The sequence below is a fragment of the Dactylosporangium sp. CA-139114 genome, from assembly GCF_050955725.1.
GTDB lineage: Bacteria > Actinomycetota > Actinomycetes > Mycobacteriales > Micromonosporaceae > Dactylosporangium.
In genome coordinates, this window is sequence record NZ_CP192080.1 from 8,696,802 (window position 1) to 8,721,166 (window position 24,365).

At 72.4% G+C, this 24,365-nt stretch carries 21 protein-coding genes; 13 read left to right on the forward strand and 8 right to left on the reverse strand.

The genetic code is table 11. The features are described from left to right. Positions 1-17: 17 nt before the first annotated feature. Positions 18-893 (reverse strand): glycosyltransferase family 2 protein, encoded by an 876-nt coding sequence (locus ACQP2P_RS38960; protein WP_433609666.1) that lies wholly within the window; start codon positions 891-893, stop codon positions 18-20. A 21-nt stretch (positions 894-914) separates the two neighbouring features. Beyond that, positions 915-2,069: a glycosyltransferase gene (locus ACQP2P_RS38965; RefSeq protein ID WP_433609668.1), complete on the reverse strand. Its 1,155-nt coding sequence runs from the start codon at positions 2,067-2,069 to the stop codon at positions 915-917. A 441-nt stretch (positions 2,070-2,510) separates the two neighbouring features. Between ACQP2P_RS38965 and ACQP2P_RS38970 the strand changes: the two genes are divergently transcribed. From ACQP2P_RS38970 to ACQP2P_RS38980, 3 genes are all read left to right on the forward strand, one after another. Then, positions 2,511-3,593, forward strand: coding sequence for a hypothetical protein (locus ACQP2P_RS38970; RefSeq protein WP_433609670.1), 1,083 nt, complete (start codon positions 2,511-2,513; stop codon positions 3,591-3,593). Positions 3,594-3,717: 124 nt separating this feature from the next. Then, positions 3,718-5,112: a glycoside hydrolase family 55 protein gene (locus tag ACQP2P_RS38975; protein ID WP_433609672.1), complete on the forward strand. Its 1,395-nt coding sequence runs from the start codon at positions 3,718-3,720 to the stop codon at positions 5,110-5,112. Positions 5,113-5,234: 122 nt separating this feature from the next. After that, entirely contained in the window at positions 5,235-6,131 is an 897-nt protein-coding gene (locus ACQP2P_RS38980; protein WP_433609674.1) for a glycosyltransferase family 2 protein, read from the forward strand. A 60-nt stretch (positions 6,132-6,191) separates the two neighbouring features. Here ACQP2P_RS38980 and ACQP2P_RS38985 read toward each other — a convergent pair whose 3' ends face one another. Continuing rightward, positions 6,192-8,306: an NPCBM/NEW2 domain-containing protein gene (locus tag ACQP2P_RS38985; RefSeq protein WP_433609676.1), complete on the reverse strand. Its 2,115-nt coding sequence runs from the start codon at positions 8,304-8,306 to the stop codon at positions 6,192-6,194. Between the two features lie 253 nt (positions 8,307-8,559). Between ACQP2P_RS38985 and ACQP2P_RS38990 the strand changes: the two genes are divergently transcribed. The 5 genes from ACQP2P_RS38990 to ACQP2P_RS39010 all read left to right on the forward strand — a co-directional run bounded on the left by ACQP2P_RS38990 (position 8,560) and on the right by ACQP2P_RS39010 (position 14,853). Continuing rightward, entirely contained in the window at positions 8,560-9,648 is a 1,089-nt protein-coding gene (locus ACQP2P_RS38990; RefSeq protein ID WP_433609678.1) for an ABC transporter substrate-binding protein, read from the forward strand. Between the two features lie 73 nt (positions 9,649-9,721). Then, positions 9,722-11,227: a sugar ABC transporter ATP-binding protein gene (locus ACQP2P_RS38995; protein WP_433609680.1), complete on the forward strand. Its 1,506-nt coding sequence runs from the start codon at positions 9,722-9,724 to the stop codon at positions 11,225-11,227. Then, positions 11,224-12,186 (forward strand): ABC transporter permease, encoded by a 963-nt coding sequence (locus ACQP2P_RS39000; protein ID WP_433609682.1) that lies wholly within the window; start codon positions 11,224-11,226, stop codon positions 12,184-12,186. The genes ACQP2P_RS38995 and ACQP2P_RS39000 overlap by 4 nt, the downstream gene beginning before the upstream one ends. Beyond that, positions 12,183-13,223: an ABC transporter permease gene (locus ACQP2P_RS39005; protein ID WP_433609684.1), complete on the forward strand. Its 1,041-nt coding sequence runs from the start codon at positions 12,183-12,185 to the stop codon at positions 13,221-13,223. Before ACQP2P_RS39000 ends, ACQP2P_RS39005 begins: the two co-directional genes overlap by 4 nt. 187 nt (positions 13,224-13,410) lie before the next feature. Further along, positions 13,411-14,853, forward strand: coding sequence for a nitric oxide synthase oxygenase (locus ACQP2P_RS39010; protein ID WP_433609686.1), 1,443 nt, complete (start codon positions 13,411-13,413; stop codon positions 14,851-14,853). On the opposite strand, the gene rocD is transcribed toward ACQP2P_RS39010, so the two are convergent. From rocD to ACQP2P_RS39025, 3 genes are all read right to left on the reverse strand, one after another. Further along, entirely contained in the window at positions 14,839-16,101 is a 1,263-nt protein-coding gene (gene rocD, locus ACQP2P_RS39015) for an ornithine--oxo-acid transaminase (protein WP_433609688.1), read from the reverse strand. The two genes, ACQP2P_RS39010 and rocD, sit on opposite strands and share 15 nt — an antisense overlap. After that, positions 16,098-16,889, reverse strand: coding sequence for a dimethylargininase (gene ddaH, locus ACQP2P_RS39020; protein WP_433609690.1), 792 nt, complete (start codon positions 16,887-16,889; stop codon positions 16,098-16,100). Before ddaH ends, rocD begins: the two co-directional genes overlap by 4 nt. Positions 16,890-16,992: 103 nt before the next feature. Then, complete coding sequence (locus ACQP2P_RS39025) at positions 16,993-17,208, reverse strand: hypothetical protein (RefSeq protein WP_433079492.1); 216 nt, start codon at positions 17,206-17,208, stop codon at positions 16,993-16,995. A gap of 78 nt (positions 17,209-17,286) precedes the next feature. Here ACQP2P_RS39025 and ACQP2P_RS39030 point away from each other — a divergent pair, with 78 nt between their 5' ends. The 4 genes from ACQP2P_RS39030 (at position 17,287) to ACQP2P_RS39045 (ending at position 19,322) form a co-directional block, all read left to right on the forward strand. Further along, the gene (locus ACQP2P_RS39030) at positions 17,287-17,676 is read left to right on the forward strand and encodes a hemerythrin domain-containing protein (protein WP_433079494.1); all 390 of its coding nucleotides are present in this window, start codon (positions 17,287-17,289) and stop codon (positions 17,674-17,676) included. 22 nt (positions 17,677-17,698) lie between these two features. Then, positions 17,699-18,298 carry a nucleotidyltransferase family protein gene (locus tag ACQP2P_RS39035; protein ID WP_433609693.1) on the forward strand — a complete coding sequence of 200 codons (600 nt, stop codon included), beginning with the start codon at positions 17,699-17,701 and terminating at the stop codon, positions 18,296-18,298. A gap of 11 nt (positions 18,299-18,309) precedes the next feature. Then, positions 18,310-18,555 (forward strand): hypothetical protein, encoded by a 246-nt coding sequence (locus ACQP2P_RS39040; protein WP_433609695.1) that lies wholly within the window; start codon positions 18,310-18,312, stop codon positions 18,553-18,555. 68 nt (positions 18,556-18,623) lie between these two features. Then, positions 18,624-19,322, forward strand: a complete 699-nt coding sequence (locus ACQP2P_RS39045; RefSeq protein WP_433619442.1) for a metallophosphoesterase family protein — start codon at positions 18,624-18,626, stop codon at positions 19,320-19,322. Between the two features lie 19 nt (positions 19,323-19,341). Here the strand turns inward: ACQP2P_RS39045 and ACQP2P_RS39050 are convergent, their stop codons facing one another. Next, a complete protein-coding gene (locus tag ACQP2P_RS39050) occupies positions 19,342-20,136 on the reverse strand; it encodes an RNA polymerase sigma factor SigF (protein WP_433609697.1) in 795 nt (264 codons plus the stop codon). A 245-nt stretch (positions 20,137-20,381) separates the two neighbouring features. After that, positions 20,382-21,671 carry a glycosyltransferase gene (locus ACQP2P_RS39055; RefSeq protein WP_433609699.1) on the reverse strand — a complete coding sequence of 430 codons (1,290 nt, stop codon included), beginning with the start codon at positions 21,669-21,671 and terminating at the stop codon, positions 20,382-20,384. Positions 21,672-21,799: 128 nt separating this feature from the next. On the opposite strand from ACQP2P_RS39055, the gene ACQP2P_RS39060 reads away from it, so the two are divergent. Next, entirely contained in the window at positions 21,800-24,280 is a 2,481-nt protein-coding gene (locus tag ACQP2P_RS39060) for a SpoIIE family protein phosphatase (protein ID WP_433609701.1), read from the forward strand. The last annotated feature ends 85 nt before the right edge of the window (positions 24,281-24,365 follow it).

The following is a 24,365-nucleotide window of genomic DNA, read 5'->3' on the forward strand; positions in this document are numbered from 1 at the left end:
GCCGCGCTCCCGGCCGCTCATGCCCGGAGCCCGGCGATCGCACCGCGCACGACCGCGGACGCCGCCGCCGGTCCGCCCGCCGGCAGCACCCTCGCCGCATACGCGAGCCGGGCAGCGAAGGCCGCCGGCACCCGCTTGCGATGGTGCTTGCGGAAAAAGATCATGCAGCTGCGGCTGGCGTGGAAGTAGGTGATCTGCGACTTCGCGCGCAGGTCGGCGGTCGCACCGGTGGAGCCGCCCCCGGCGTGCTCGACCGTCAGTCCGGCGACCACGGTGGTCGGGATGCCGAGCCGGGCCGAGCGAACCGCGAGGTCGGCCTCCTCGAAGAACAGGAAGAAGTCCTCGGAGAAGCCGCCGAGGGCCAGCCAGGCGTCGCGGTTGACCAGCACCGAGTGCCCGGCGACGTAGGTGAGCGTGCGTCCGGCCGCGGCCACGCCGGCCGCCGGCCTGCCGCTGCGCCCGGTCCACAGGTCGATGGCGCCGAGGTCCGGGTGGCCCGAGCCGTCCGGTGCCGCGCTGGTCGTGGCGGCGATCACCGGTCCGCCGCAGCGCAGCGTCTCGAACGCCGCGGTGAGCCGGCCCGCGACGATCCTGGTGTCCGGGTTGAGCACCCACACGACCCCGGCCCCCTGGCCGAGCAGCCACGACGCCGCCAGGTTATTGCCGGCCGCGTACCCCACGTTGCCGTGGCCGTGCAGCACGGTGCTCACCATGCCGCACCGCCGGGCGTGCTCGGCGATCGGCGCGACTTCGGCCGGCTCATCGCTGTTGTCGACGATCGCGATCGCGACGGCGAGGTTCGGATCGTCGTGGTGGGCGACGATCGAGCGGACGAGCGCGGCCGTGTCGTCCGCACTGCGGTAGTTGACGATCGCGATGCCGAGCATGTTCATCGGGTTTCCACGGTGGCGCGGTCAGCCGGTCGCATCGGTGACCCACCTCGACAGGTTGGCGACGAAGGCGTCCTGCGAGAAGGCGGCCGCGCCGGCCTGGACGCGCGCCCGGTCCAGCTTCGCGACCCCGCGGACCGCCGGCACGAACTGCCCGGGGTCGAGCGAGTCGACGAGGAAGCCGGTCTCGCCGTGGACCACGGTCTCCTTGAGGCCGCCGGAGTCGATGCCGATGACCGGCGTACCGCAGGCCTGCGCCTCGACCGGGATGATGCCGAAGTCCTCGTGAGTCGGGAACAGCAGCGCCCGGGCCCCCCAGTACAACTCGCGGAGCCGCTCGTCGCTCGGCCGGACCTCGAAGCGGACCGGCACGTCCACCTTGGCCGCGAGCCGGCGCAGGGCCGCCTCCTCGGGTCCCTTGCCGGCGATCACGAGCGGCAGCCCCGAGGCGGCCGCGATCTCGATCATGAGATCGAAGTTCTTGTACGGGATCCACCGCCCGACGCCGAGCAGGTAGTCGCGCGGCTGCTCCCGGTCCCCCGCGGGCGCGCCGGCGTAGAACTCGACGTCGACCGGCGGGTTCACGACGTGCGCGTCGCGCTTCCAGTAGCGGCGGATCCGGGCCTGGACCTCGCGGGAGTTGGCCGCATAACTGTGCACGTGCCGACTGAGCCGCACGTCGGCCGCCTGCAGCGCCTTGCGGGGCAGGCCGAGCGCCGGGTTGGCGCCCCGGCCGTCGAAGTGCGGGCTCCACACGTAGCGGGCCGGCGAGTGCACGTAGCTGAGGTACCGCGTCCGCTCCGACGAACCCAGCTTCACGGTGTGCGCGAACGCGTGGCTCGACGAGATCACCACGTCGTAGTCCTTGCGGCTCAGCGTGCGCCAGGCCACCGGCATGAACGGTAGCGCGAGGGCCTTCGACGCCTTCAACGGCGTGCGAGCCAGCCACGACTCACGCATGGCGGACTCTTCATGCGCGTCGCCGTCTTTCCACAGCACGAATCGCTCAGCATGCGCGATGGCGTCGCCGATGCTGAGGAACACCTTCTCCGAGCCGCCCGTCGAGCCGAACCACTCGTGCACGAGCGCCACCGATCGGCCGGCCAGGAGACCGGACGCGGGGCCTTCGGTGCGGTCGTGACCGGTGTCGTCGTGGCCCGGACCCGTGACGAGGGTCATTCGGACCCACCGTCACACTCGCTCGCGGGACGCCGACAGACACGCCGCGGCTTCAGCACCACTACCCCCATGTGCGTCGACGGATCCGGCCGCGTGATCGTTTCCGGCCGACTCGGCGGGCCCTGACATTAGTGGCATACGCCCGGCTACTGTCAAGGCTCCATTGTCGGGATTGCGAACTTCATTCGGATGTCGGACCGGTCGATTGTTCGCCGCATCCGCAAACTCGCGGCATCGGCACGATGTGAAGATCACGCGGGGGCCTGCGTGGTGCGCCTGGCTGGTACCCTCCCGCACGTGAGCGATGAGGCGTCCCAGGATCAGTCGGCACGTAACCCGGCGCCTTGGCCCGCCGGTGGTGGCGCTGAGCCCGACTCCGAGGCTCCGACGGCCCGGCTGTGGGTTCCCCAGCCGGGGCCTGAGCAGTGGTCGCAAGGCCCCATGTCCAGCTCGCCGGCCAGTGCCGAGCAGCCGCCGTGGTCGTCGCCCCCCGGCTACCCGCAGAGCGGCCCACCCGCCACATCCGGCTACCCGCAGAGCGGCCCACCCGCCACATCCGGCTACCCGCAGAGCGGCCCGCCCGCTCCCGCCGGCTATCCGCAAAGTGGCCCACCCGCCCCGGCCGGCTACCCGCAAAGCGGCCCACCCGCTCCCGCCGGCTATCCCCAGAGCGGCCCACCCGCCCCGGCCGGCTACCCCCAGAGCGGACCGCCGTACTCGCCGGCCCCGCCCCAGGAGGCCTGGACACCGTTCAGCCAGGACACCGGCCCGTCGTCCGCCGGATGGAAATCGGCCGGCCAGGGCTGGGACCAGGCTCCGGGGCCGAGCCCCCTCGACGCGCCTGCGGGCGACTTCCAGTCGCGGTTCCCGCCGCCTCCGAAGCAGAGCCGGCATGGCCTCGTCATCGGCCTGATCGTGGGCCTCATCGCCGTGCTGGGCGCCGGCGCGGGCGGATACTTCATCGGCGCGGGCACGGCGAAGAAGACGCCGGCCGCCGCGGCACCGAACCCGTCCCCGTCGGCCAGCGCCGCGCTGCCGCCGTTCGAGGCGGCCCAGGTCGAGATCAACAAGACGAAGCTGGACGGCGAACTGGCGGCCCTCGCGGAGCCGTGGCTGCCCGAGCTCAGCAACTGCAACGTCCACACCGACGCGAGCGCACCGCCGCCGAACTTCGAGTTCAAGAACGTCACGTGCCAGCTCGGACCGGTCTACACGCAGTTCATCGTGTACAAGACGCCCGAGGTACGCAACAACGCCCGGGCCTACCGGCAGCGGCTCAACCAGGAAGGCGGCGCCGTCGCCCCCGGGCTCAAGGAGCCGAGCCGGATGACCGGCGGCGTCACCAAGGCGCCGGGCACGCTCGTGGAGTATGCGTTCAAGCGCGACGACGGCAAGGCGGTCTGCGGGATCTGGTGGGACCGGGACGAGGACGCCTCGGCCGCTCTCCTGCTCGAGACGAGCTGCGCGGACGGGCTCGGCGGCAAGTGGGAGCCGTTCCGCGACCTCTGGCAGCGTCACAGTTGACCGTCCCGGACGACCGCACGACGATCGGCCGCACCAGCAGCTCGGATGGCGCGTCGACTAACCTTCCGGCGTGAACCCATTCACTGCGGTGCTCCGGTCCCCCCGCCGATGGTGGGCCGAGAACGTGCGTCCGAGGCTGCCGGGGGCCGGGTTCCCGCCTGGCGCCGTGGAGTCGCCGGCCCGGCGGGCGCTGCTGACCCGGGGCAGCGTCCTCGCGGTGGGGGCGGGCGTCGGCATCGCGGGCGCCGCCACGGCGGTGCACCACCTCACGTCCGGCGGCGGCACGCCCGCACGGGCCATCTTCGACGTGCGGGAGATGGGCGCGACCGGCGACGGCAAGACCGACGACACGGAGAAGCTCCAGAAGGCGATCGACGCGGCCCAGCCCACCGGCGGCGTCGTGTACCTGCCCCCGGGCGTCTACCTGACCGGGCGGTTGACCCTGCACTCGCGCGTTCATCTGCGCGGAGCCGGCGACGCGACGGTCATCCGGCTGCGCCCCGGCGCCGGCACCGCCATCCTGGAGTCCGCGGGCTTCGAGCGGCTGACCGGAAGCGGTGACGCGGACGGGATCAGCAACTTCAGCGTGCGCGACCTCGTGCTCGACGGGAACAAGGCACAGAACCAGTCCGGCGGCTTCGGCCTGCGCATCTACGGCTACGGCTACGAGCTCACCGAGGTGACGATCCTCAACTGCCGCCAGGACGGCATGTACAGCGAGTGGGTGGCCACGCCGGCCCTGCCCTACCCGTCGCACCAGATGGAGAGCCGCCTGACCGCCGTGCGCTCGCACGACAACGACGGTCACGGGATCAACTTCAACGGCCCGCACGACTCGATGTTCGTCAACTGCGTGTCGTTCGAGAACGGCGGCAGCGGCTTTCGCCTCGCGGGGTGGAGCAACGGATCGTCGATGGTGAACTGTCACGGCTGGGGCATGCGGCAGCGGGTGGCGTTCGAGCTCGACGCGCCCGCGATCGGCTGCGTGAACTGCTACGCGGACATCAACGGCGGGATCGGCGTGCGGATCTCCCGCAGCGACTGCCGATGGTTCGGCGGCCTCGTCCTCGGCGGCAGCCACTCGGGGTCGAGACCCGAGATCGGCGTCCAGTTCGCGCTCGGCCCGGACCCGGGCGAACCGGCCGGATCGCTCATCGACACCAAGATCCTCAACTGTGCGACGGCGGCCGTCGACTTCGGCTTCGACCGGGGCCGGTCGAGCGTGCGGGCCAACGTCTGCATGCCCGAGGTCAGCAGCGAGCAGCTCAGCACCACCCCGACGCGGGCGGGCTGGATCGGCAAGCCGCACCCGACCTCGCTGGTCGAGATCGTCCAAGGGCTGGCCGACGTGGCGACGAACCTGGTCGCGTACCCGGCGTTCGAGCTGCGGGCACAGCCGACGCCGCCACCTCCGGGCGACCAGTCGGTGCGCGTCTTCGCCCGGCAGACGAACGGCAAGGTGCAGCTCTGCGCGCAGTTCCCCAACGGGGCGGTCCAGGTCATCTCGGCGCAACCCTGACGAACGGCCACCGCGGCCGGACGACCGGGTCCGCGGCCGCGGCCATGTTGGTCTATCGTGCACAGCGCTGTACCGATACCGCACGGCGATGCGGCAACGGACCATGAACGGGGTTGACGGGCGTGCGCAGTGATGTCGTGGCGGTCATTCTGAACTGGAACTGCGCGGACGAGACGATCCGCTGCCTGCGGGCGGTCGCCGCCGGCACCGTGGTTCCCGACATCATCGTGGTCGACAACGGCTCCGAGGATGACTCGCTCGCGAAGCTGGCCCTGGTCGAGGAGCCGTTCTCCCTGGTCGAGCTGGACAGCAACCTCGGCTTCGCCGGCGGCATGAACGCCGGCATCCGGGCGGCACACGCGCGCGGGGCCGAATGGGTCTGGGTGCTCAACGCCGACGCCGTGCCCCGCCCGACGGCACTGGCCGCCCTGCTGGAGCACACCGACCGGTTCGCGGTGTCGGTGGCGCGGCAGGTGACGTCGCAGCAACCGGACGATCCGGAAACCGAGTCCTACCTCGTCGCCGCGATGCTGCCCAACGGCCGGGTCGAGCCGTTCCGCTGCTCCGGCTGCGACGAGGGCCCGCACGAGGTCGACGTGGTGACCGGCGCGGCGCTGTTCCTCAGCGTGCCGTGGGTGATGCGCGTGGGGCTGTTCGACGAGCGGTTCTTCCATTACAAGGAAGAGTTCGACCTGGTGCACCGCATCGCCGTCGCCGGCGGGAAGGTCGGCCTTGTCTGCGCCTCGGAGGTGTGGCACCTGCGGGGCGGCAGCCTCGACACGGCCAGCCCCCGGGCCCAGTACTACCACTACCGCAACGAGATCCTCTTCGTGCGCAAGCACTACTCGAGCCCGCTCAAGCGGATGCTGCTCAGCGAGCCGATCCACTACAAGACCCTGACCCAGTCGGTGCTCGGCGCCGCCGTCGGCGGCCGCAGACAACGGAGCCGCTCGATCGCGGTGCTCGCGGCCTACTGGGACGGAATCCGCGGCGTCGAGGGACCCACCGAGCGGTTCTGACCCGCACCGTCGTGGGCCGGACCGGCCGCGGCAGCCGGTCCGGCCCTTGACGACCTGGTGTCAGCAGACCAGGCGCGCGTCGGCCCAGTCGGCGTGGTCGTAGTCGATGCTGCCCGCGCCGCCCAGGACCAGGCGGACGCTGGAGCGGCCGGTGACGTCCACGTCGATGGCGACGGGCGCGCCGGCCGTCACCGTCGGGCTCGTGTACAGCGTCGTGCCGTCGCCCAGCACCGAGAACGTCACGCCCGTCGAGCTCGTGCCCACCTCGGCGTCCAGGCCGCCGACGGCGGTGAACCGCGTGCAGCCCGCGGACGGGACGGTGATGTCGCTCGCCGCGTGGGCGCCGACCCCCTTGGGGTAGGACACGCCGCCGACGGTGATGACGCTGCCGTCCGCGGCCGCCTGCTCCCCGTTGGACATGTCCCGCTCCGGCTGGCCCCAGCCGTTGCTCGTCGCGCCCCAGGTGCGGTCGCTGACGGCCGAGCCCGAGCCGGCGCCGCCGCAGACCAGGGTCGGGCTCCCCCAGTCCGCGTGGTCGCTCGTGATGCCGTTCGTGCGGGCGTCGGTGACCCGCAGCTCCAGGTTCAGGTAGCCGCCCGTCGACACGGTGAGGCGGGTCGGCGCCTGGCCGCCGGTCTTCACGCCGGAGTAGCCGAGCAGGCGGCCGTCGCCGTAGACCGCGAAGCGCACCGAGCCCGCGGTGCCCGTCTCGTTGTCGACCCCGACCTGCGCGGTGAAGGTGCGGCAGGCCCGGCCCAGGTACACCTGGACGGCCGAGTCCGCGTGCGCGCCGAGGCCCTTGGCGAACGTGGTGCCGCCGATGTTGAGCGTCCCGCCGTCGCCGGCCGCCTGCTCGCCGTTGGCGCGGTCGCGCTCGACCGGGCCCCAGCCGTTGCTGGACGCGGCCCACGTCATGTCGCTGACCTGGTAGGTGCCGGCCGCGGGCGCCCCGGACAGGGAGCCCGCGCGGGTGACCCGGAACATGGCGACGCCGTGGGAGGGCACCGAGGCGCTGAGCGCCCCCGTGGTGGTGCCGGTCGCGCCGGTCCAGAGGTTCTTGGTGGCGTACGAGCTGGAGCCGGCGAGCCCGAGGGCGGCCGCGCTCGTCGAGACGGTCGCGGTGGCGGCCCCGCGGTTGAACAGGACCACGGCGACCGATCCGTCGCTCATCGGCTTGGCCCAGACCTCCTGGTCGCCCGAGTCGGCGATGCGGCGGCCCTGGGAGCCGCCCCAGTCCCGGTTCACGGCGATGACGTCGGCGTTGCGCAGGATGCCGAGCGTCGTGGCGCTGACCGAGCGCAGGTCGTTGCCGAGCAGCAGCGGGGCGGACAGCAGCGACCAGAGCGAGAAGTGGGCGATGTTCTCGTCCTGCGTGAGCGAGCCGTTGCCGACCTCGAGCATGTCGGGGTCGTTGTAGAAGCCCCTGCGCGCGAACGGCTCCAGCCCGGCCTGCTGGTCCAGGATCGAGGTGATGCTGCCCCAGCTGGCGTTGATGTCGCCGGTGGTGCGCCAGGAGCTGCCCCCGACGTCGGGGCCGAAGACCCACGGCTGGTCGTCGCCCCAGTTGCAGATGCTGTAGACGATCGCCCGTCCGGTGGCCTTCAGCGCGTCGCCCATCGCCTTGTAGCGGTCGTAGGCGGGACGGCCCTGGTTGTTGCAGTTGTCGTACTTGAGCAGGTCCACGCCCCAGGAGGCCCACGTCTGGGCGTCGGTGGTCTCGTGGTCGAGGCTCGCGGGCAGCCCCTGGCAGGTGGCGGTGCCGGCCGAGGAGTAGATGCCGAGCTTGAGGCCGCGGGCGTGCACGTAGGTCGCGATGGCCGCGATGCCGCCCGGGAAGCGGACCGGGTCGGGCCGCAGGCGGCCCTGGGCGTCGCGGGTGCTCGCCATCCAGCAGTCGTCGATGTCGACGTAGGTGTACCCGGCGTCGCGCAGGCCGGTGCTCACCAGGGCGTCGGCGGTCGCCTTGATCAGGTTCTCGTCGATGTTGCAGCCGAACCGGTTCCAGCTGTTCCACCCCATCACGGGGGCGGTGAGGGGGCCCGGCTGCGGCGTGGCGGTGGCCGAGGCGGGCGATGTGACGGTCACCAGGACGGGGACGGATGCCGCGAGGGCCAGCCCGAGGGTCGTGGCGGCGGCGGTCAGGGCGCGTTGCAGCGCCCCGGAAGATCGGATCATCGCAGCTCCCAGGCGGTACGAGATCGAACATGTTGAATATTGTTGTACGCCGTCCCCCACTCCCGCACAAGGTCCCCCATCGATGTCGGTCAGGCATCGCCCAGGTCTCGGTCATGTGACAGTTGGTGTTTGGTTTTGGGCGGGTGGGTGGAAAGTCTTGACAGAAAAAGTTGGAGGATGAGTGAATGCGATACACCTCGATGAGGTCTCGCACCGACACCCCAGTCGACCCCTCGCTCAAGGGAGTTGCACCATGATCGACATGCGTGGCCGCTGGCGGCCCGCCCTGGCCGTGCTCAGCGCCGCGGCCCTGCTGATGACCGGCTGCGCGAAGTCCGAGGACGACACCGCCGGGTCCGGCTCGTCGGCGAACGCCTCCGCCGCCGCGCAGGCCACCAAGTCGGCCGACGCCTCCGGCGCCACCTGCACGCTGCAGCAGTTCGGCGGCACCAAGATCGACCTGAAGACGGCCCAGGTGGGCTTCTCCCAGTCGGAGAAGGAGGCCAACCCCTTCCGCATCGCCGAGACCCAGTCCATCAAGGACGAGGCGAAGAAGCTGGGCATCCCCGAGGCCAACCTCAAGACCACCAACGCCGACTCGAAGTTCGACAAGCAGATCACCGACGTGAGCACCCTGATCGACCAGGGCGTGCAGCTGCTGATCGTCGCTCCGCTGAACTCCGACGGCTGGGACTCGGTCTTCGCCAAGGCCTCGGCGAAGAAGATCCCGATCATCACGATCGACCGGAAGATCAACGCGAAGAGCTGCACCAACTACCTGACCTTCATCGGGTCGGACTTCGCGGAGCAGGGCAAGCGGGCCGCCGACAAGATGGCCAAGGCCCTCAACAACACCGGCACGGTCGCGATCCTGCTCGGCGCGCCGGGCAACAACGTCACCACGCTGCGCACCAGCGGCTTCAAGGACGAGATGGCCAAGGTCGCCCCGGGCATCAAGATCGTCTTCGAGCAGACCGGCAACTTCTCCCGCGAGGAGGGCCAGAAGACGGCCGAGCAGCTGCTGCAGGCCAACCCGAACGTCAACGGCATCTACGCCGAGAACGACGAGATGGCCCTCGGCGCGGTGACCGCCCTCAAGGGCGCCAGCAAGAAGGCCGGCGACGTCAAGATCGTGACGATCGACGGCACCAAGGGCGCGGTCCAGGGCATCGTCGACGGCTGGATCTACTCGGTCATCGAGTCCAACCCGCGCTTCGGCCCGCTGGCCTTCTCCACCGCTGAGAAGTTCTTCAACGGCGAGGCGATCCCGGAGAACATCATCATCTCCGACCGCGAGTACGACTCCACCAACGCGTCGTCCGACATCGGTCTGTCCTACTAGGCCTGGCAACCCCGGTCCGCGCCCGGCCTCGCGCCGGGCGCGGGCCGGGGTTCGACGCGTGAGAAGAGGCAACATGTCCCTGCTGGAAGTCACCGGGGTCAGCAAGCGGTTCCCGGGCGTGCGCGCGCTCGACGACGTCTCGTTCACGCTGCACGCGGGCGAGGTGCACGCGCTCGTCGGCGAGAACGGCGCCGGCAAGTCCACCCTGATCAAGGTCCTCACCGGCGTCTACCGCCCGGACGGCGGCGAGGTGCGCTACCAGGGCGAGCCGGTCTCCTTCGGCGGCCCGCTGGACGCCCAGGCGGCCGGGATCTCCACCATCTACCAGGAGGTCAACCTCGTCCCGCTCATGAGCGTGGCGCGCAACCTCTTCCTCACCCGCGAGCCGCGCAACCGCCTCGGCCTGGTCGACGTCGCCCGGATGAACCGCGAGGCGGCCGAGATCCTCTCCGGCTACGGCATCACCTCCGACGTGCGCCGCCCGCTGGGCCTCATGCCCCTCGGCGCGCAGCAGATGGTCGCGCTGGCCCGGGCCGTCATGGTCGACGCCAAGGTCGTCGTGATGGACGAGCCGACCTCCTCGCTCGAGCCCCGCGAGGTGGAGACGCTCTTCGGCGTCATCCAACGGCTGCACGAGCGCGGCGTCGGCATCATCTACGTGAGCCACCGCCTCGACGAGCTGTACCGCATCTGCGACAGCGTCACGATCCTGCGCGACGGCAAGCTCGTCCACGCGGGCCGGCTGGCCGACCTGGAGCGCGTCCAGCTCGTCTCGCACATGCTGGGCCGTCCGGTCTCGGCCGGGCGCTCGTTCACCAGCTTCGCCGGCGAGCACGACGCCGCCGGCGGCGCGCCGGTGCTGAAGGCCACCGACCTCAACAGCCGCCACCACCTCGCCGGCGTCAGCTTCGAGGTCCGGCCGGGCGAGGTCGTGGGGCTCGGCGGCCTGCTCGGCGCCGGGCGCAGCGAGACCATCAAGGCGGTGGCCGGCGCGCTGCCGCTGGACAGCGGGGCCGTCGAGGTCGACGGCCGGCCGCTGCGCCGCCCGACCCCGGTGAGCGCGCTGAAGGCCGGCATCGCCGTGCAGCCCGAGGACCGCAAGGCCGAGGGCATCGCGCTGGGGCTGTCGGTGCGGGAGAACATCGCCCTGGCGATCCTGCCCCGCCTCGCCACCGCCGGCGTCGTCTCCGAGCGCAAGATCGACGAGATCGTCGACACGTTCATGCAGCGCCTGCGGATCAAGGCGTCCAGCCCGCACCAGCGGGTCGGCGATCTCTCCGGCGGCAACCAGCAGAAGGTGCTGCTGGCCCGGCTGCTGGCGACCGGCCCGAAGGTGCTGCTGCTGGACGAGCCGACCCGCGGCATCGACGTGGGCGCGAAGGCCGAGGTGCAGGCGCTCATCGACGAGCTGGCGGCCGAGGGCCTCGGGGTGGTGCTGGTGTCCTCCGACGCCGAGGAGCTCGTCGAGGGCTCCGACCGGGTCGTGGTCCTGCGTGATGGCGCCGTGGTGGGGATGCTGCGCGGCGAGGAAGTGACGACGGAGCATTTGATGAACGTGATCGCGGTGGCGTCGTCATGACGGATACGACGGCTGTCAACAGGCTCGATCTGTCCCGCTGGCGCCGGCTGCTGCCGGTGTACGGCGTCTACGTGGCCCTGCTCGTGCTGGTGCTGTTCAACATCGTCTGGACCGACAACTTCCTCGAGTGGTCGAACCTGCGCATCCAGCTCGTCCAGGTCACCCCCGTGGTGATCGTGGCGCTGGGCATGGCGCTGGTCATCGGCACCGAGGGCATCGACCTGTCGGTCGGGTCCGTGATGGCCCTCGGGGCGGCGATCATCCCGCTGTACCTCGGCTACGGCCCCGTCCCCGCGATCGTCCTCGCGCTCGTCGGCGGGCTGGTCATCGGCCTGGTCAACGGCGGCCTGGTGGCCTTCGTCGGCCTCCAGCCGATCGTGGCGACGCTGGCGATGCTGGTGGCGGGCCGGGGCATCGCGCTCGTGCTGTCCAGCGGGCGCTACAAGGACATCCACGACCAGAACTTCATCGAGATCGGCACGGGCCAGTTCTTCTACGTGCCCTACACCGTGTGGATCGCCGCGGTGCTGGCCGTCGTGGTCGGCTTCGTGGTGCGCCGGACGGTCTTCGGCCGGCGACTGCTGGCCATCGGCGACAACCGCCCGGCCGCGGTGCTGGCCGGCGTCCCGGTGCGCCGGGTGCTGGTGACGGTCTACGTCATCAGCGCGATCCTCGCCTCGATCGCGGGCGTCATCCAGGTGGCCCGGATCGGCTCGGCCGACGCGTCGCGGATCGGGCTGCTCATCGAGCTCTCCGCGATCACCGCGGTGGTCGTCGGCGGCACCCCGCTGACCGGCGGCAAGGTGCGCGTGCTCGGCACCGTGGCCGGCGCGCTGCTCATGCAGCTGCTGACCGCGACGATGATCGCCAACAACCTGCGCGACTCGACCGCGCAGATGGTGCAGGCGGTCATCATCCTGGTCGCCGTGTACGCGGCCCGCGAACGGAGGACCCGATGAGCCAGACGCCTCCGCGTATGCCCGCCGGTACCGTGGTCACGCCCCCGGCCAAGCCGGCCCGGGCCGAGGCCGCCTCGATGCGCACCGAGCGGATCGTCGAGCTGGTGCAGCGCCAGGGCGCGCTCGCCGTGCTCGTGCTCGTGATCATCGTCGGCGTCGTCACGTGGGACAGCTTCCGCACCTTCGACAACCTCGGCACGGTGCTCATCTCCACCGCGCCGCCCGCGCTCATCGCGCTCGGCATGACCTTCGTGATCATCAGCGGCGGCATCGACCTGTCCGTCGGGTCGCTGTACGTGCTGGGCGGGGTGCTGGCCGCCTGGGCGTCGCAGTTCGGCACCTGGGCCGCCTTCGCGCTCCCCCTGGCCGTCTGCGGGCTGTTCGGGCTGGCGCAGGGGCTCATCATCGCCTACGCGCGGCTGGCGCCCTTCATCGTCACGCTCGCCGGGCTGCTCGGGGCCCGCGGGCTGATGCTCGCCCTGTCCGACGAGGGAGCCGACACCTACCTGGTGAAGACCGACTCCTTCAAGCACTTCGGCACGGGCGAGCTGGGCGGGATCGGGTACCCGGTCTACCTCGTCGTGGTGCTCTTCGCGGCCGGGATGCTGCTGCTGTACCGCAGCCGCTTCGGCCAGTCCGTCTACGCCATCGGCGGCAGCGAGGACGCGGCCCGCCTGATGGGCGTGAAGATCCGCAGCACCCAGGTGCGGGTCTACGTGCTCTCCGGCCTCCTGGCCGGGCTCGCGGGCGCCCTCAACGCGGCCCGGCTCGGCTCCGGCGTCACGGTGCTGGGCACGGGCATGGAGCTCGACGCGATCGCCGCGGTGGTCGTCGGCGGCACGCTGCTGACCGGCGGCGCGGGCACCCTCGGCGGCACCATCGCCGGCGTGCTGCTGCTGCAGGTGATCCAGAACATCATCAACCAGATCGGCACCGTCACGTCGGCCTGGCAGACGGTCATCAGCGGGGCGTTCATCGCGCTGGTGGTCGTGGCGCAGACCTACCTGGCCCGGCTGCGCCGGGTGGCCTCCGGTTAGTGGGGTGGGGGGCCGAGGAGGGGAGCGTCGCCGGAGCGTCCGGCGGCGCTCCCTTTCCGTTTTCTGCAACTTGCAATAGCTGACGCCGCCCCGCGGGCCGCACACCGTGTGCGACCTGGACCTTCCGCGCGCGAACACGATGTTCTCCTTGCCACCCGCACTGGAACATCCGCGTTGGAGGTTGCGCGTGAGCGTGCCCGGATACCGCGATACGCAGGGACGGCCCTGGGACGACCACGCCCCCGTGGATCCCGCGGAGGCCGAGGACTTCCTGGCCCTCTTCCACCACGAGCAGCAGCCCGGGGGCAACGGGCGTGAGCGCCTGGCCCGGGTCCGCGACGAGATCGCCGAGACCGGCACCTACGTGCACACCTACGCCGAGCTCGTCTTCGGCGCCCGGGTGGCCTGGCGCAACGCGAGCCGCTGCATCGGCCGGCTCTACTGGCGCAGCCTCGTCGTGCGCGACCTGCGCAAGGTGACCACGCCCGGCGAGGTCGCCGACGAGCTCGTCCGGCACCTGCGCCTGGCCGGGCAGCGCGAGCGGCACGTCATCCGCCCGATGATCTCCGTCTTCGCCCAGCACATCCCGGGCCGGCCGGCCGTGCGGCTGTGGAACGACCAGCTGATCCGCTACGCCGGGCACCGCCACCCGGACGGCACCGTGGTCGGCGACCCGCGGTACGCGCAGTTCACCGAGACGCTGCGGCAGTACGGCTGGCACGGCAAGCCCGACAACCCCTTCGACGTGCTGCCGCTGGCGATCGAGGCCCCCGACGGCTCGGTCACGCTGCGCGAGCTGCCCGAGGACGCGGTGTGGGAGGTGCCGATCGAGCACCCGGAGCTGCGCTGGTTCGCCGAGCTGGGGCTGCGCTGGCACGCCATCCCGGCGATCGCGAACATGCGGCTGAGCATCGGCGGGGTGGACTACCCGCTCGCCCCGTTCAACGGCTGGTACCTCGGGACCGAGATCGGCGCCCGCAACCTCGCCGACCGCGACCGGTACGACCTGCTGCCGCTCATCGCCGCGCGCATGGGCCTGGACACCTCGACCGAGCGCTCGCTGTGGAAGGACCGCGCGCTCGTCGAGCTCAACCGCGCGGTGCTGTGGTCCTTCGACCAGGCGGGCGCGCGCATCAGCGACCACCACACCGAGTCGGAGCGGTTCCTGGCCCACATCGCGAGCGAGGAGCGCAGCGGCCGCCCGACCCCGGCCGACTGGTCGTGGATCGTGCCGCCGATGAGTTCCTCGACGCTCGGCGTCTTTCACCGGTACTACGCCGAGGCCGACCAGCGCCCCGCGTTCTACCTGGACGCGGAGGCCCGCGAACTGGGCCGGCGGGGACGCTCCCCGATCACTCCGCCCGCGGCCGCGCGGTGCCCGGTGGCGCACGGCGAGCACCCGTCGCCGCCCCTCGCGCACGGCGAGCACCCGTCGGCACCCCTCGCGCACGGCGAGCGCCCGTCGCCGCCCGTCGCGCACGGCGAGCGCCCGTCGCTGCCCCGCCCGCGCCGGATGCCGGCGGTCGTCCCGCCGGTGCGCCCCGCATCCCCGGACGTGCTGGTGATGGAGGCGCCCCCGGCGGTGCCCGAGCAGCGCTCGGGCTGGTTGAACCGGCTACTGCGCCGCTGAGTCCTTGAGCACCGCGGTCAGGGCGTCCACGGCGAGGTCGATGTCGGCCTCGGTGACCACCAGGGGCGGGGCCAGGCGCAGGGTCGAGCCGTGGGTGTCCTTGGCCAGCACGCCGCGGGCCATGAGGCGCTCGCTCGCCTCGCGGCCCGTCATGAGCGCGGGGTCGATGTCGATGCCCGCCCACAGGCCCCGGCCGCGCACCGCGGTCACGCCGTGGCCGACGAGCGCGTGCAGCCGCCGGTGCAGGTGGGCGCCGACCTCGCGGGCGCGGGCCTGCGGCTCGCCGGTCTCCAGCAGGGCGATGACGGCCCGGGCCACGGCGCACGCGAGCGGGTTGCCGCCGAACGTGGAGCCGTGCTCGCCCGGCCGCAGCACGCCGAGGATGTCGGCGTTCGCCGCGACCGCCGACACCGGGACGATGCCGCCGCCGAGGGCCTTGCCCAGGATGTACATGTCCGGCACCACGGACTCGTCGTCGCACGCGAACGTGGCCCCGGTGCGGCCGAGGCCGGACTGGATCTCGTCGGCGACGAAGAGCACGCCGCGCTCGGTGCACAGCCGGCGCACGCCGGACAGGTAGCCGCGCGGCGGTACCAGGACCCCCGCCTCGCCCTGGATCGGCTCCAGGAGCACGGCGACGGTGGTGTCGTCGACTGCGGCCGCGAGCGCGTCGAGGTCGCCGTAGGGCACGACGACGAAGCCGGGCGTGTAGGGCCCGTAGTCGGCGCGGGCCTCGGGGTCGGTCGAGAAGCTCACGATGGTCGTGGTCCGGCCGTGGAAGTTGCCGTCGGCCACGATGATGGTGGCCCGGCCGTCGGGGACGCCCTTGACCTTGTACCCCCACTTGCGCGACACCTTGATCGCGGTCTCCACGGCCTCGGCCCCGCTGTTCATCGGCAGCACCAGCTCCTTGCCGGTGAGCCGGGCCAGGTCGGCGCAGAACGGGCCGAACTGGTCGTGCAGGAAGGCGCGGCTCGTGAGCGTGACCCGGTCGAGCTGCTCGCGGGCGGCGGCGATGAGGCCGGGGTGGCGGTGGCCGAAGTTCAGCGCGGAGTAGCCGGCGAGGCAGTCGAGGTAGCGGCGCCCGTCGACGTCGGTGACCCAGGCGCCCTCGGCCTCGGCGATGACGACCGGCAGCGGGTGGTAGTTGTGCGCGGTGTGCTGCTCCGCCGCTTCCACAGCCGACGCGGTGCGACTGCCGGCGCCGGTGCGGCTGCCGGCGCTGGTGCGATTGACGACGCTGGTCATGCGCGGACCTCCAGGGTGCAGCACTTCGGGCCGCCGCCGGCCTTGTGCAGTTCGGAGACGTCGACGGGGACCGGCTGGAACCCTTTCGACGCTAGCTCCCCGGCCAGGCGGGTGGCGGCGGATGGCAGGACGACCCGGTGGCCGTCGCTGACCGCGTTGAGGCCCAGCACGGCGGCGTCCTCGGCGGTGGCGAGCACGGCGTCGGGGTAGAGCCGGCGCAGGACCGCCTGGCTGCCCGCGGAGAACGCGCCCGGGTAGTACGCGATGGTGTCCCCCGACAGCACGGTGAGCGCGGTGTCGAGGTGGTAGTAGCGCGGGTCGACGAGCTGCAGGGTCACCACCGGGCGGCCGAAGAGCTCCTGCGCCTCGGCGTGCGCGGCGTGCTCGGTGCGCAGCCCGGTGCCGGCCAGGATCCAGTCGCCGGCCAGCAGCAGGTCGCCCTCGCCCTCGTTGACGCTCTTGGCCGCGTGCACGTCGAAGCCGTTACGGGCGAACCACTCCAGGTAGGCCGGGCCCTCGTCGGCGCGCTCGGGGTGGCGGAACTGCGCGCCGTAGACCCGGCCGTCCACCACGGTCGCGCCGTTGGCGGCGAAGACCATGTCGGGCAGGCCGGGGACCGGGTCGATGAGCTCGACGGTGTGGCCGAGGGACAGGTACAGCTCGTAGAGGGTCGTCCACTGCTCGACCGCCCGGCCGGCGTCGACCGGCTGGGTCGGGTCCATCCACGGGTTGATCGCGTAGTCCACCGCGAAGTACGTCGGGCGGCACATGAGGTAGCGACGACTCATGGTCACAACCTACGACCCGCCCGGACGACGAACCATTGCGATCCGGTGCTTGGTGGCGCAGTTTCGTTGTGCAGTACGGCAGCCACACGACGAATCGTTGCGCCTACCGCAGCTCGCGCCAGTTGCCCGGCTGGGCGAGCAGGCCGGAGACGCAGTTCATCGCGCTGTCCTCGTCGGCGAACTCGTAGCGACGGCAGCGCCCGTCGGCGCCGCCCTCCCGCGACTCGACCCACCAGATGCCGGCGTCCTCGAAGAGGTAGACGTCGCGGCGGGCCAGCCGGCCCCAGGTGCCGTTCCACCAGTGCTTTCTGCGCTCCATGGTCCAGTATTCGAACACATGTACCAACGTCATCGGCAGGGTGGGTTGGCGAATGCCCGGTCTGGGTACGCCTGATCCATGTCGGCGGACCTCCTCGAGCTCCTCACGGCCGAGCACCGGCGGCTGGAGTCGCTCTTCGCCGACGCCGAGACGGCCCCCACCCCGCGGCTGCGCCGCGAGGCCCTGGCCGCCGCCGCGGAGGCGCTGCGGCGCCACACCGACGCCGAGTCGCGCTTCCTGCACCCGGCCCTGCGCGAGCACCTGCCGGCCGGGCCGGACATCGCGGAGTACGAGGACGCCGAGCACGCCTCGTTCGGCTCGCTCGCCGTGGAGCACTTCGACGCCGTGCGCCAGCACATGCAGGAGGAGGAGACCGAGCTCTTCCCGCGGCTGGCCCAGGCCTGCCCGGCCGGGGAGCTGCGGCGGCTGGGGGATCTGCTGGCGAATTCGGTGCGTGTGACGGAATGACGCGGCGGGTAAGCCGTCAGGCATGGCAGTTTCCGAGGACAGGCAGCCGCTGATCGCCACGCTCAAGAAGGCCGCGTTCCATCTCAAGGACGCGGGCATCCCCTTCTGCCTGGCGGGCAGCTTCGCGGTGTACGCGCGCGGCGGCGAATCCGTCGACCACGACATCGACTTCCTCATCAAGGAGGAGGACGCCGGGCGGGTGCTCGCCTCGCTGGCCGAGGTCGGCTTCCGCGGCGAGGTGCCCCCCGAGGGCTGGCTCGTGAAGGCCTGGGACGACACGGAGCACGGCGACCTGCTGATCGACTTCATCTTCTGCCCGGTGCAGCGGCCGGTGACCGACGCGACCCTGAGCGACACCGACGTCATCGCGGTCAACGCCTGCCACATGCCGGTCCTCTCGGCGACCGAGCTGATGATCCACAAGGTGCTCACGTGGTCGGCGCACTACTGCGACTTCGCCCGCGGGCTGCCGGTGGCGCGCTCGCTGCGGGAGCAGATCGACTGGCCCCGGGTCTACCGGGAAACGGCCCACTCGCCCTACGCCCATGCTTTTCTATTCTTGATCGACCGCCTCGGTGTGATGTCGATGGCCGAGGCCAATGCGCTGGCGGCGGCCGTCTAAGGGGGAACACGATGGCTACGGACCAGTACCTCGAGGGCGAGCTGCAGCACCTGCTCGCCGAGGACGAACGGATCGCCGAGCAGGGGATCCGCTTCGTGCGCACCGCCACCGGGATCGCGCTCGTCGGCGAGGTGGAGAGCGCCGAGCGCCGCGACACGATCTGCCGGGTGGTCGCCGAGGCGTTCCCGGACCTGCCGGTGCAGTGCAGCATCGGCCTGACCCGGGTCCACGAGCCCGAAGAGGTGGAGGAGCTGTGAGCGCAGGTGTCGGCGTGGCGGGGACCGATGAGGGCTGTGTTCGCGTGGCGGCGGTCGGCGACGTGCATATGGATGCCGACGTCGTGGGCCGCTACCGGCCGGCGCTGGAGCACCTCGGCGCGAAGGCCGACCTGCTGCTGCTGGCCGGCGACCTGACCCGGCACGGCACCGCGGCCGAGGCGGCGTGCGTGGCCCGCGAGTTCGGCGGGCTGCCCGTGCCGGTGGTCGCGATCCTCGGCAACCACGACTACCACTCCGACGAGCAGGAGGCGGTGGCGGCGGTACTGCGCGACGCCGGCCTGATCGTCCTGGAGTGCTCCGGCACCGTGCTGCAGTGCCACGGCATGCGCGTCGGCATCGCCGGGACCAAGGGCTTCGGCGGCGGCTTCGCGGGCGCCTGCGCCAGCGAGTTCGGCGAGCCGGAGATGAAGGCGTTCACCAGCCACGGCCGCGAGCTGGCGGCGCGCTTCGGCGAGAGCCTGGCCGAGCTGGACTGCGATGTGCGCATCGCGCTGACGCACTACTCCCCCGTGCCGGAGACACTGCTGGGCGAGCCCCTCGAGATCTACCCGTTCCTGGGGTCGTACCACCTGGCGCAGGCCATCGACGGGGCGCCCGGCGTCGGGCTGGCCGTGCACGGCCACGCGCACGCGGGCTCGGAGCGCGGCACGACGCCGGGCGGGGTTCCCGTGCGCAACGTGGCCCATCCGGTGATCCGGCAGGCCTACAACGTGTACCAGCTCTCGTCGGTGCTCGCCCCGACCTAGACCACCGGGGCTCGCCGCGTCACAGGGGCTCGGCCAGCTCGCCGCGCAGGAACGTCAGGGCGTGGGTCAGCAGCCGCGACACGTGCATCTGGGAGATCCCGAGCCGGGCGGCGATCTGCGTCTGCGTCAGGTTGCCGACGAACCGCATGGCGATGATCTTCTGCTCGCGCTCGGGCAGCCGGGCGATGAGCGGCCGCAGCGACTCGCGCTCGTCGACCGCCTCCAGGGCCCGGTCCGCCCCGCCGAGGAGGTCGGCGAGCTCGGTCGCGCTGCCGTCGCCGCCGGCCGGGGCGTTGATCGACAGGGTGCGGTACGCGTGCCCGGACTCGAGGCCCTCGATGATCTCCTCCTCGCTGACCCCGAGCCGGTCGGCGAGGTCGGCGACGGTCGGCGAGCGGCCCAGGTCCTGGGCGAGGTCGCCGGAGACCTTGCTGATCTCCAGGCGCAGCTCCTGCAGCCGGCGCGGGACGCGCACGTCCCAGCCCTTGTCGCGGAAGTGCCGCTTGAGCTCGCCGACGATCATCGGGATCGCGTAGCTGGTGAACGCCGCCCCGCGGGACGGGTCGAAGCCGTCCACGGCCTTGATCAGGCCGAGGCCCGCGACCTGGGTGAGGTCGTCGAGCGGCTCGCCGCGGTTGCGGAAGCGGCGCGCCAGGTACTCGGCCATCGGCAGGTACAGCTCGATGAGGCGAGCCCGGACGCGGGGCCGGTCGGGGCTGCCGGCCGGGAGGTCGGCCAGCACGGTGAACAGGGCCTGGGCGGCCGCCTCGGCGTGCTTGCCGGGGGTGCGGCCGGGTGCGCGGGTGATGGTCATGAGGGGGTCCCCCTGCCTTACCGTGCCGCGGAGCACCGCACGGCGGTCTCGCGGCATGAGTTCGGCCAGACGACGCCCTGGTCTCGAGCGCCCGGCACGGCCCGCGGCGACTGGATCGCGGCTGATTTGACGATCCGCCGAGGCCATCCGGCACTGGAGGCGAATCCAGCGACGGATGCAGATACGGTTCGTTCAAATTACCGCGCCGCCCGGCCTGCGGGCAAGACGCACACCACCGAACGTGGTCAGGAGACCTCGAAGAGTTCGTCCTCGTCCGAGCCGGCGTCGGAGCCGGACTCGTCGGCGGCGTCGGTGGCGCCGGTCACCGTGCGGTACACCCGCTCCAGCTCCGTCGCGGTTCTCTCCCAGGTGTAGCGGGAGCGGACGCGGTCGATCGCGGCGCTGGCGAAGCTCATCCGGCGCACCTCGTCGCCGAGCAGGGCCCGCAGGGCGCCGGCCAGCGCGTTGGGGTCGCGGGGCGGGACGAGCACGCCGGTGACGTTGTCGATGACGCTCTCGCCGATGCCGCCGACCTCGTAGGCGACCACGGGCACGCCGCAGGACATCGCCTCCAGCGGGGTCAGGCCGGAGGGCTCGTACCAGGGGGCGCAGGCCAGGACGTCGGCGGAGCGGTACCAGCCGGCCAGCTCCTCCTGGGTGACCGCGCCGACGATGCGCACCCGGTCGGCGACACCGTGGGCGTCGGCCAGCTGCAGCAGCCGGCGGGCCTCGGGGTCGGCGTCGATGTCGCGCGGCGGGCGGGCCGGGTCGGAGCCGCCGACGATCACCAGCTCGGCCCCCGGCACGCGGCGCAGCGCCTCGACGAGGTCGCCGAAGCCCTTGCGCGGCACGAGCGGGCCGACGGTGAGGATGCGGCGCAACCCGGGGCGGCGGTGGTCGGCGGCCGGGCCGGACGGCGTGAAGATTTCAGGGTCGACGCCGGGCGGGACGATCACGGTGGTGGCGCGCCGGATGCCCATGCGGCCGAGGTCGGCGACCTCGTCCTCACTCTGGGCCACCACCCGGTCGGCGAGGGAGCCCAGCGTGCGCTCCATGCCCGCCCGGGGGCCCGGTCCGGCGTTGTGGTCGACGGGCAGGTGGCGGCGCTCGGCCGCGGCGAGACCGTGGTAGGTGACCACGACCGGCCGGCGCACGTCGGCGGTGGCGGTGAGCGCGGCGAGGCCCGACAGCCAGTAGTGCGCGTGCACCACGTCCGGTCCGCCCGGCCCGCTCCCGTGTCCGTCCGGCTTCCACCGGTCGGCCAGCGCCCGGCCGAAGTCCCCCATGAGGGGAAGCTGGTCATCGGCCGGCAGCGGCTGCACGGGGCCGGCGGACACCTGCTCGATCGTGACGCCCGGCGCGAACGGGAGCGTCTCGGGCAGGCTCTTGTCCTCGCGGCGCACATACACGGTCACCTCGTGCGACAGCGCGCCGAGGGCCTTGGCCAGGGCCGCCACGTGCGTGTGCCGGCCTCCCGCCGTCGGTCCGCCCAGCCCGAGCGGGCTGGCCTGGGCGGAGACCAGGGCGATCCTCAACTCTGCGACCTCCACCGATCCGACTGCGCTGACCTGCCAACGCCCCTACCCGGGCCGGATGGTGGTAAACATCAACGGGCGAGCCGGAGCCGGCCCGCCGTAGGAGCACGGACAGGAGAGGCGGAGGCATGGCCGACAGGGCCCCCGCAGAAAGCAGTAGCGCGGAGCCGGCGGAGGCGCTCGCCGCGCTGGTCGCGAAGCTGCGGGCCGAGCTGACCGGGGTGCGCACCGCCATGCGGAACCGCGCGGTCATCGAGCAGGCCAAGGGCGTGCTCGTGGAACGGCTCGGGGTCACCCCCGACCAGGGCTTCGACCAGCTCGTGCGGCTCAGCCAGCGCACCAACATCAAGCTCATCGAGGTCGCCGCGGCGATCGTGGGCACCACGTCGCCGGACCCGAACGCGCCGGATGTGGTGAATCTCATCGACGACGAGCTGCGCCAGCACGTGGCCCGCTCCCGCAGCGCGGCCCCGGCGTCGGTCAAGCCGGACGTCGTCCCCGCGCCGGCCAGGAAGCGCTCCAGCCGTACCCCCGAGGTCGAGGCGCTGCAGTCCCAGCACCAGCTCCTGAGCGCCCGGATCGCGGCCGCCCGCAGCTACGACGAGATCTGCGACGTGCTCGGCACCGCCCCGACCGCGTGGCCGGCGCCCACCGCGGTGCTGCTGACCCTGCTCGACCCGGACGGCGCCCAGCGCGGCGTGGGCACGTTCGGGGTGCCGGGCGAGGTGCGCAGCCGCTGGTCGCGCATTCCCCCCGACCCCGGGGTGCCCCTCGTCGTCGCCGCGCACGAGGTGGAGACGCTGTGGCTGGCCCCCGAGCCCGGCGCCCGGCGGCGCTTCCCGGTGCTCGGCGAGCAGCCGTTCTCCGGCGAGACGCTGCTCGCGTCCCCGCTGATCTCCGGCGAGCGGGTCATCGGCGGCATCCTGATGACCTGGGCCGAGGCGCTGCCCGAGGCCGAGGAGCTGCGCCGCTACGTGGCCGCGCTGCTCGAGCCGGTGGCCCGCCAGGTCGACACGCTCATCGGCGACGAGATCGCCAGCGCCTGGTTCCACGTCGCCGGCGAGGAGAGCGGGCTGGCGGCCCCGGCCCAGGTGTGGCTGCCGACCGTCGTCGACGCGCTGCACGACCCGGGCGCGCTGCTCTCCCCGGTGCACGAGGACGGGCAGCTGGTCGACTTCCGGGTGGAGTACGCCAACAGTCTGGCGCGGAAGATCTTCTCCGGGGCGCGGGTGGACCCCGACGAGGCGACGCTGCTGGCCGCGTATCCGGCGCTGGGCAGCTCGACGCTGCTGCCCGAGTTCGCGCGCGTGCTGCAGGACGGCCAGCCCCGCCGCCTCGAGGGGCTGCGGGCCGACCCGCGCACCGACGGCGTGCCCGGGCCGCAGACGCTGTCGGTGCACGCGGTGCGCCTGTGGGACCGGGTGTTCGCGGTGTGGCGGGTCGCCACCGAGGCCGACCTGCTCTACGACCAGCTGCTGCAGGCCGAGCGCATCGCCGGCATCGGCTCGTTCTGCTGGGAGCTGCGCGACCCCGAGCCGCGCTGCTCCCCCGAGCTCGTCCGGCTCTTCCACCGCGGCCAGGCCGGCGGGCGCGGCGCGGACGCGAGCCGCATCCCGGTCGACGAGCTCACCGCGAGCGTGCACCCCGACGACCTGCTCGCCGTGCAGGACGCGGTGCGGCGCACCATCGTCGAGGGCAAGCAGCTGCTGGCCGAGATCCGGGGGGCCGGGCGCGTCAACGGCCGCCGGCTCCGGCTCACCGCCGAGGCGATCCAGGACGACACCGGCAACGTCACCGCGGTGCGCGGCACGGTGCAGGACGTCACCGAGGAGCGCGCGATCGAGGCCCGGCTGCGCCGCGCGGAGGAGGCCCTGGCCGCCCAGCGGCACCGGCTCGCCGACGAGCGCCGCGCGGCCGAGGCGCTGCAGAAGGCGCTGCTGCCGACCGACCCCGAGCTCGGGCACCTGGAGGGCGTCGAGATCTGCGGCCGGTGCCGCTCGCCCGAGCGGGTCGGGACCATCGACGGGGACTGGTACGACGCGACCCCGGTCGCCGGCGACGGCACGATCCTGGTGCTCGGCGACGTCGACGAGCGCGGGCTGTCCTCGATGACGACGGCGGCGCGGCTGCGCTACGCGGTGCGGGCCTACGCGACGCTGGACATGTCGCCCGGCGACATCCTGACCGCCGTGAACGGCATGCTGTGCGCGATGGAGGTGGAGCACACGGCCTGCCTCATCGTGGCCCGCTACTCCCCGGGCACGCGCGAGCTGCGCTGGGCCGCGGCCGGGCAGGTCGCCCCGATCCGCTACGACGCCTCCGGGGCGGGCACCGTGCTCTCGGGCCCGCTGGGGCTGCCGCTGGGCGAGGTCGACCAGATGCGGTACTCGGACGCGGCCGTCACCCTCGACCCCGGCGACCGCGTGCTCTTCTACACCGGCCTGAACGCCACGGTGTCCCGGCGCCGGGGCGGCGGCCTGGACCTCGTGCGCCGCGCCGGGGAGAGCGTGGACCTGGCCGACTTCGACGCGGTGGTGTCGCACATCATGACGGTGCTGAACGTCCCCGAGGACGAGGACGTGTGCGCCATGCTGGTGCACGTGCCCTGATCTCGGGTTCTTCGACAAGTCGGGCGCTTCGCGCCACGACTTGTCGCCTTTATACCCGGACCGGCGGCAAGTCCTATATGTCGGG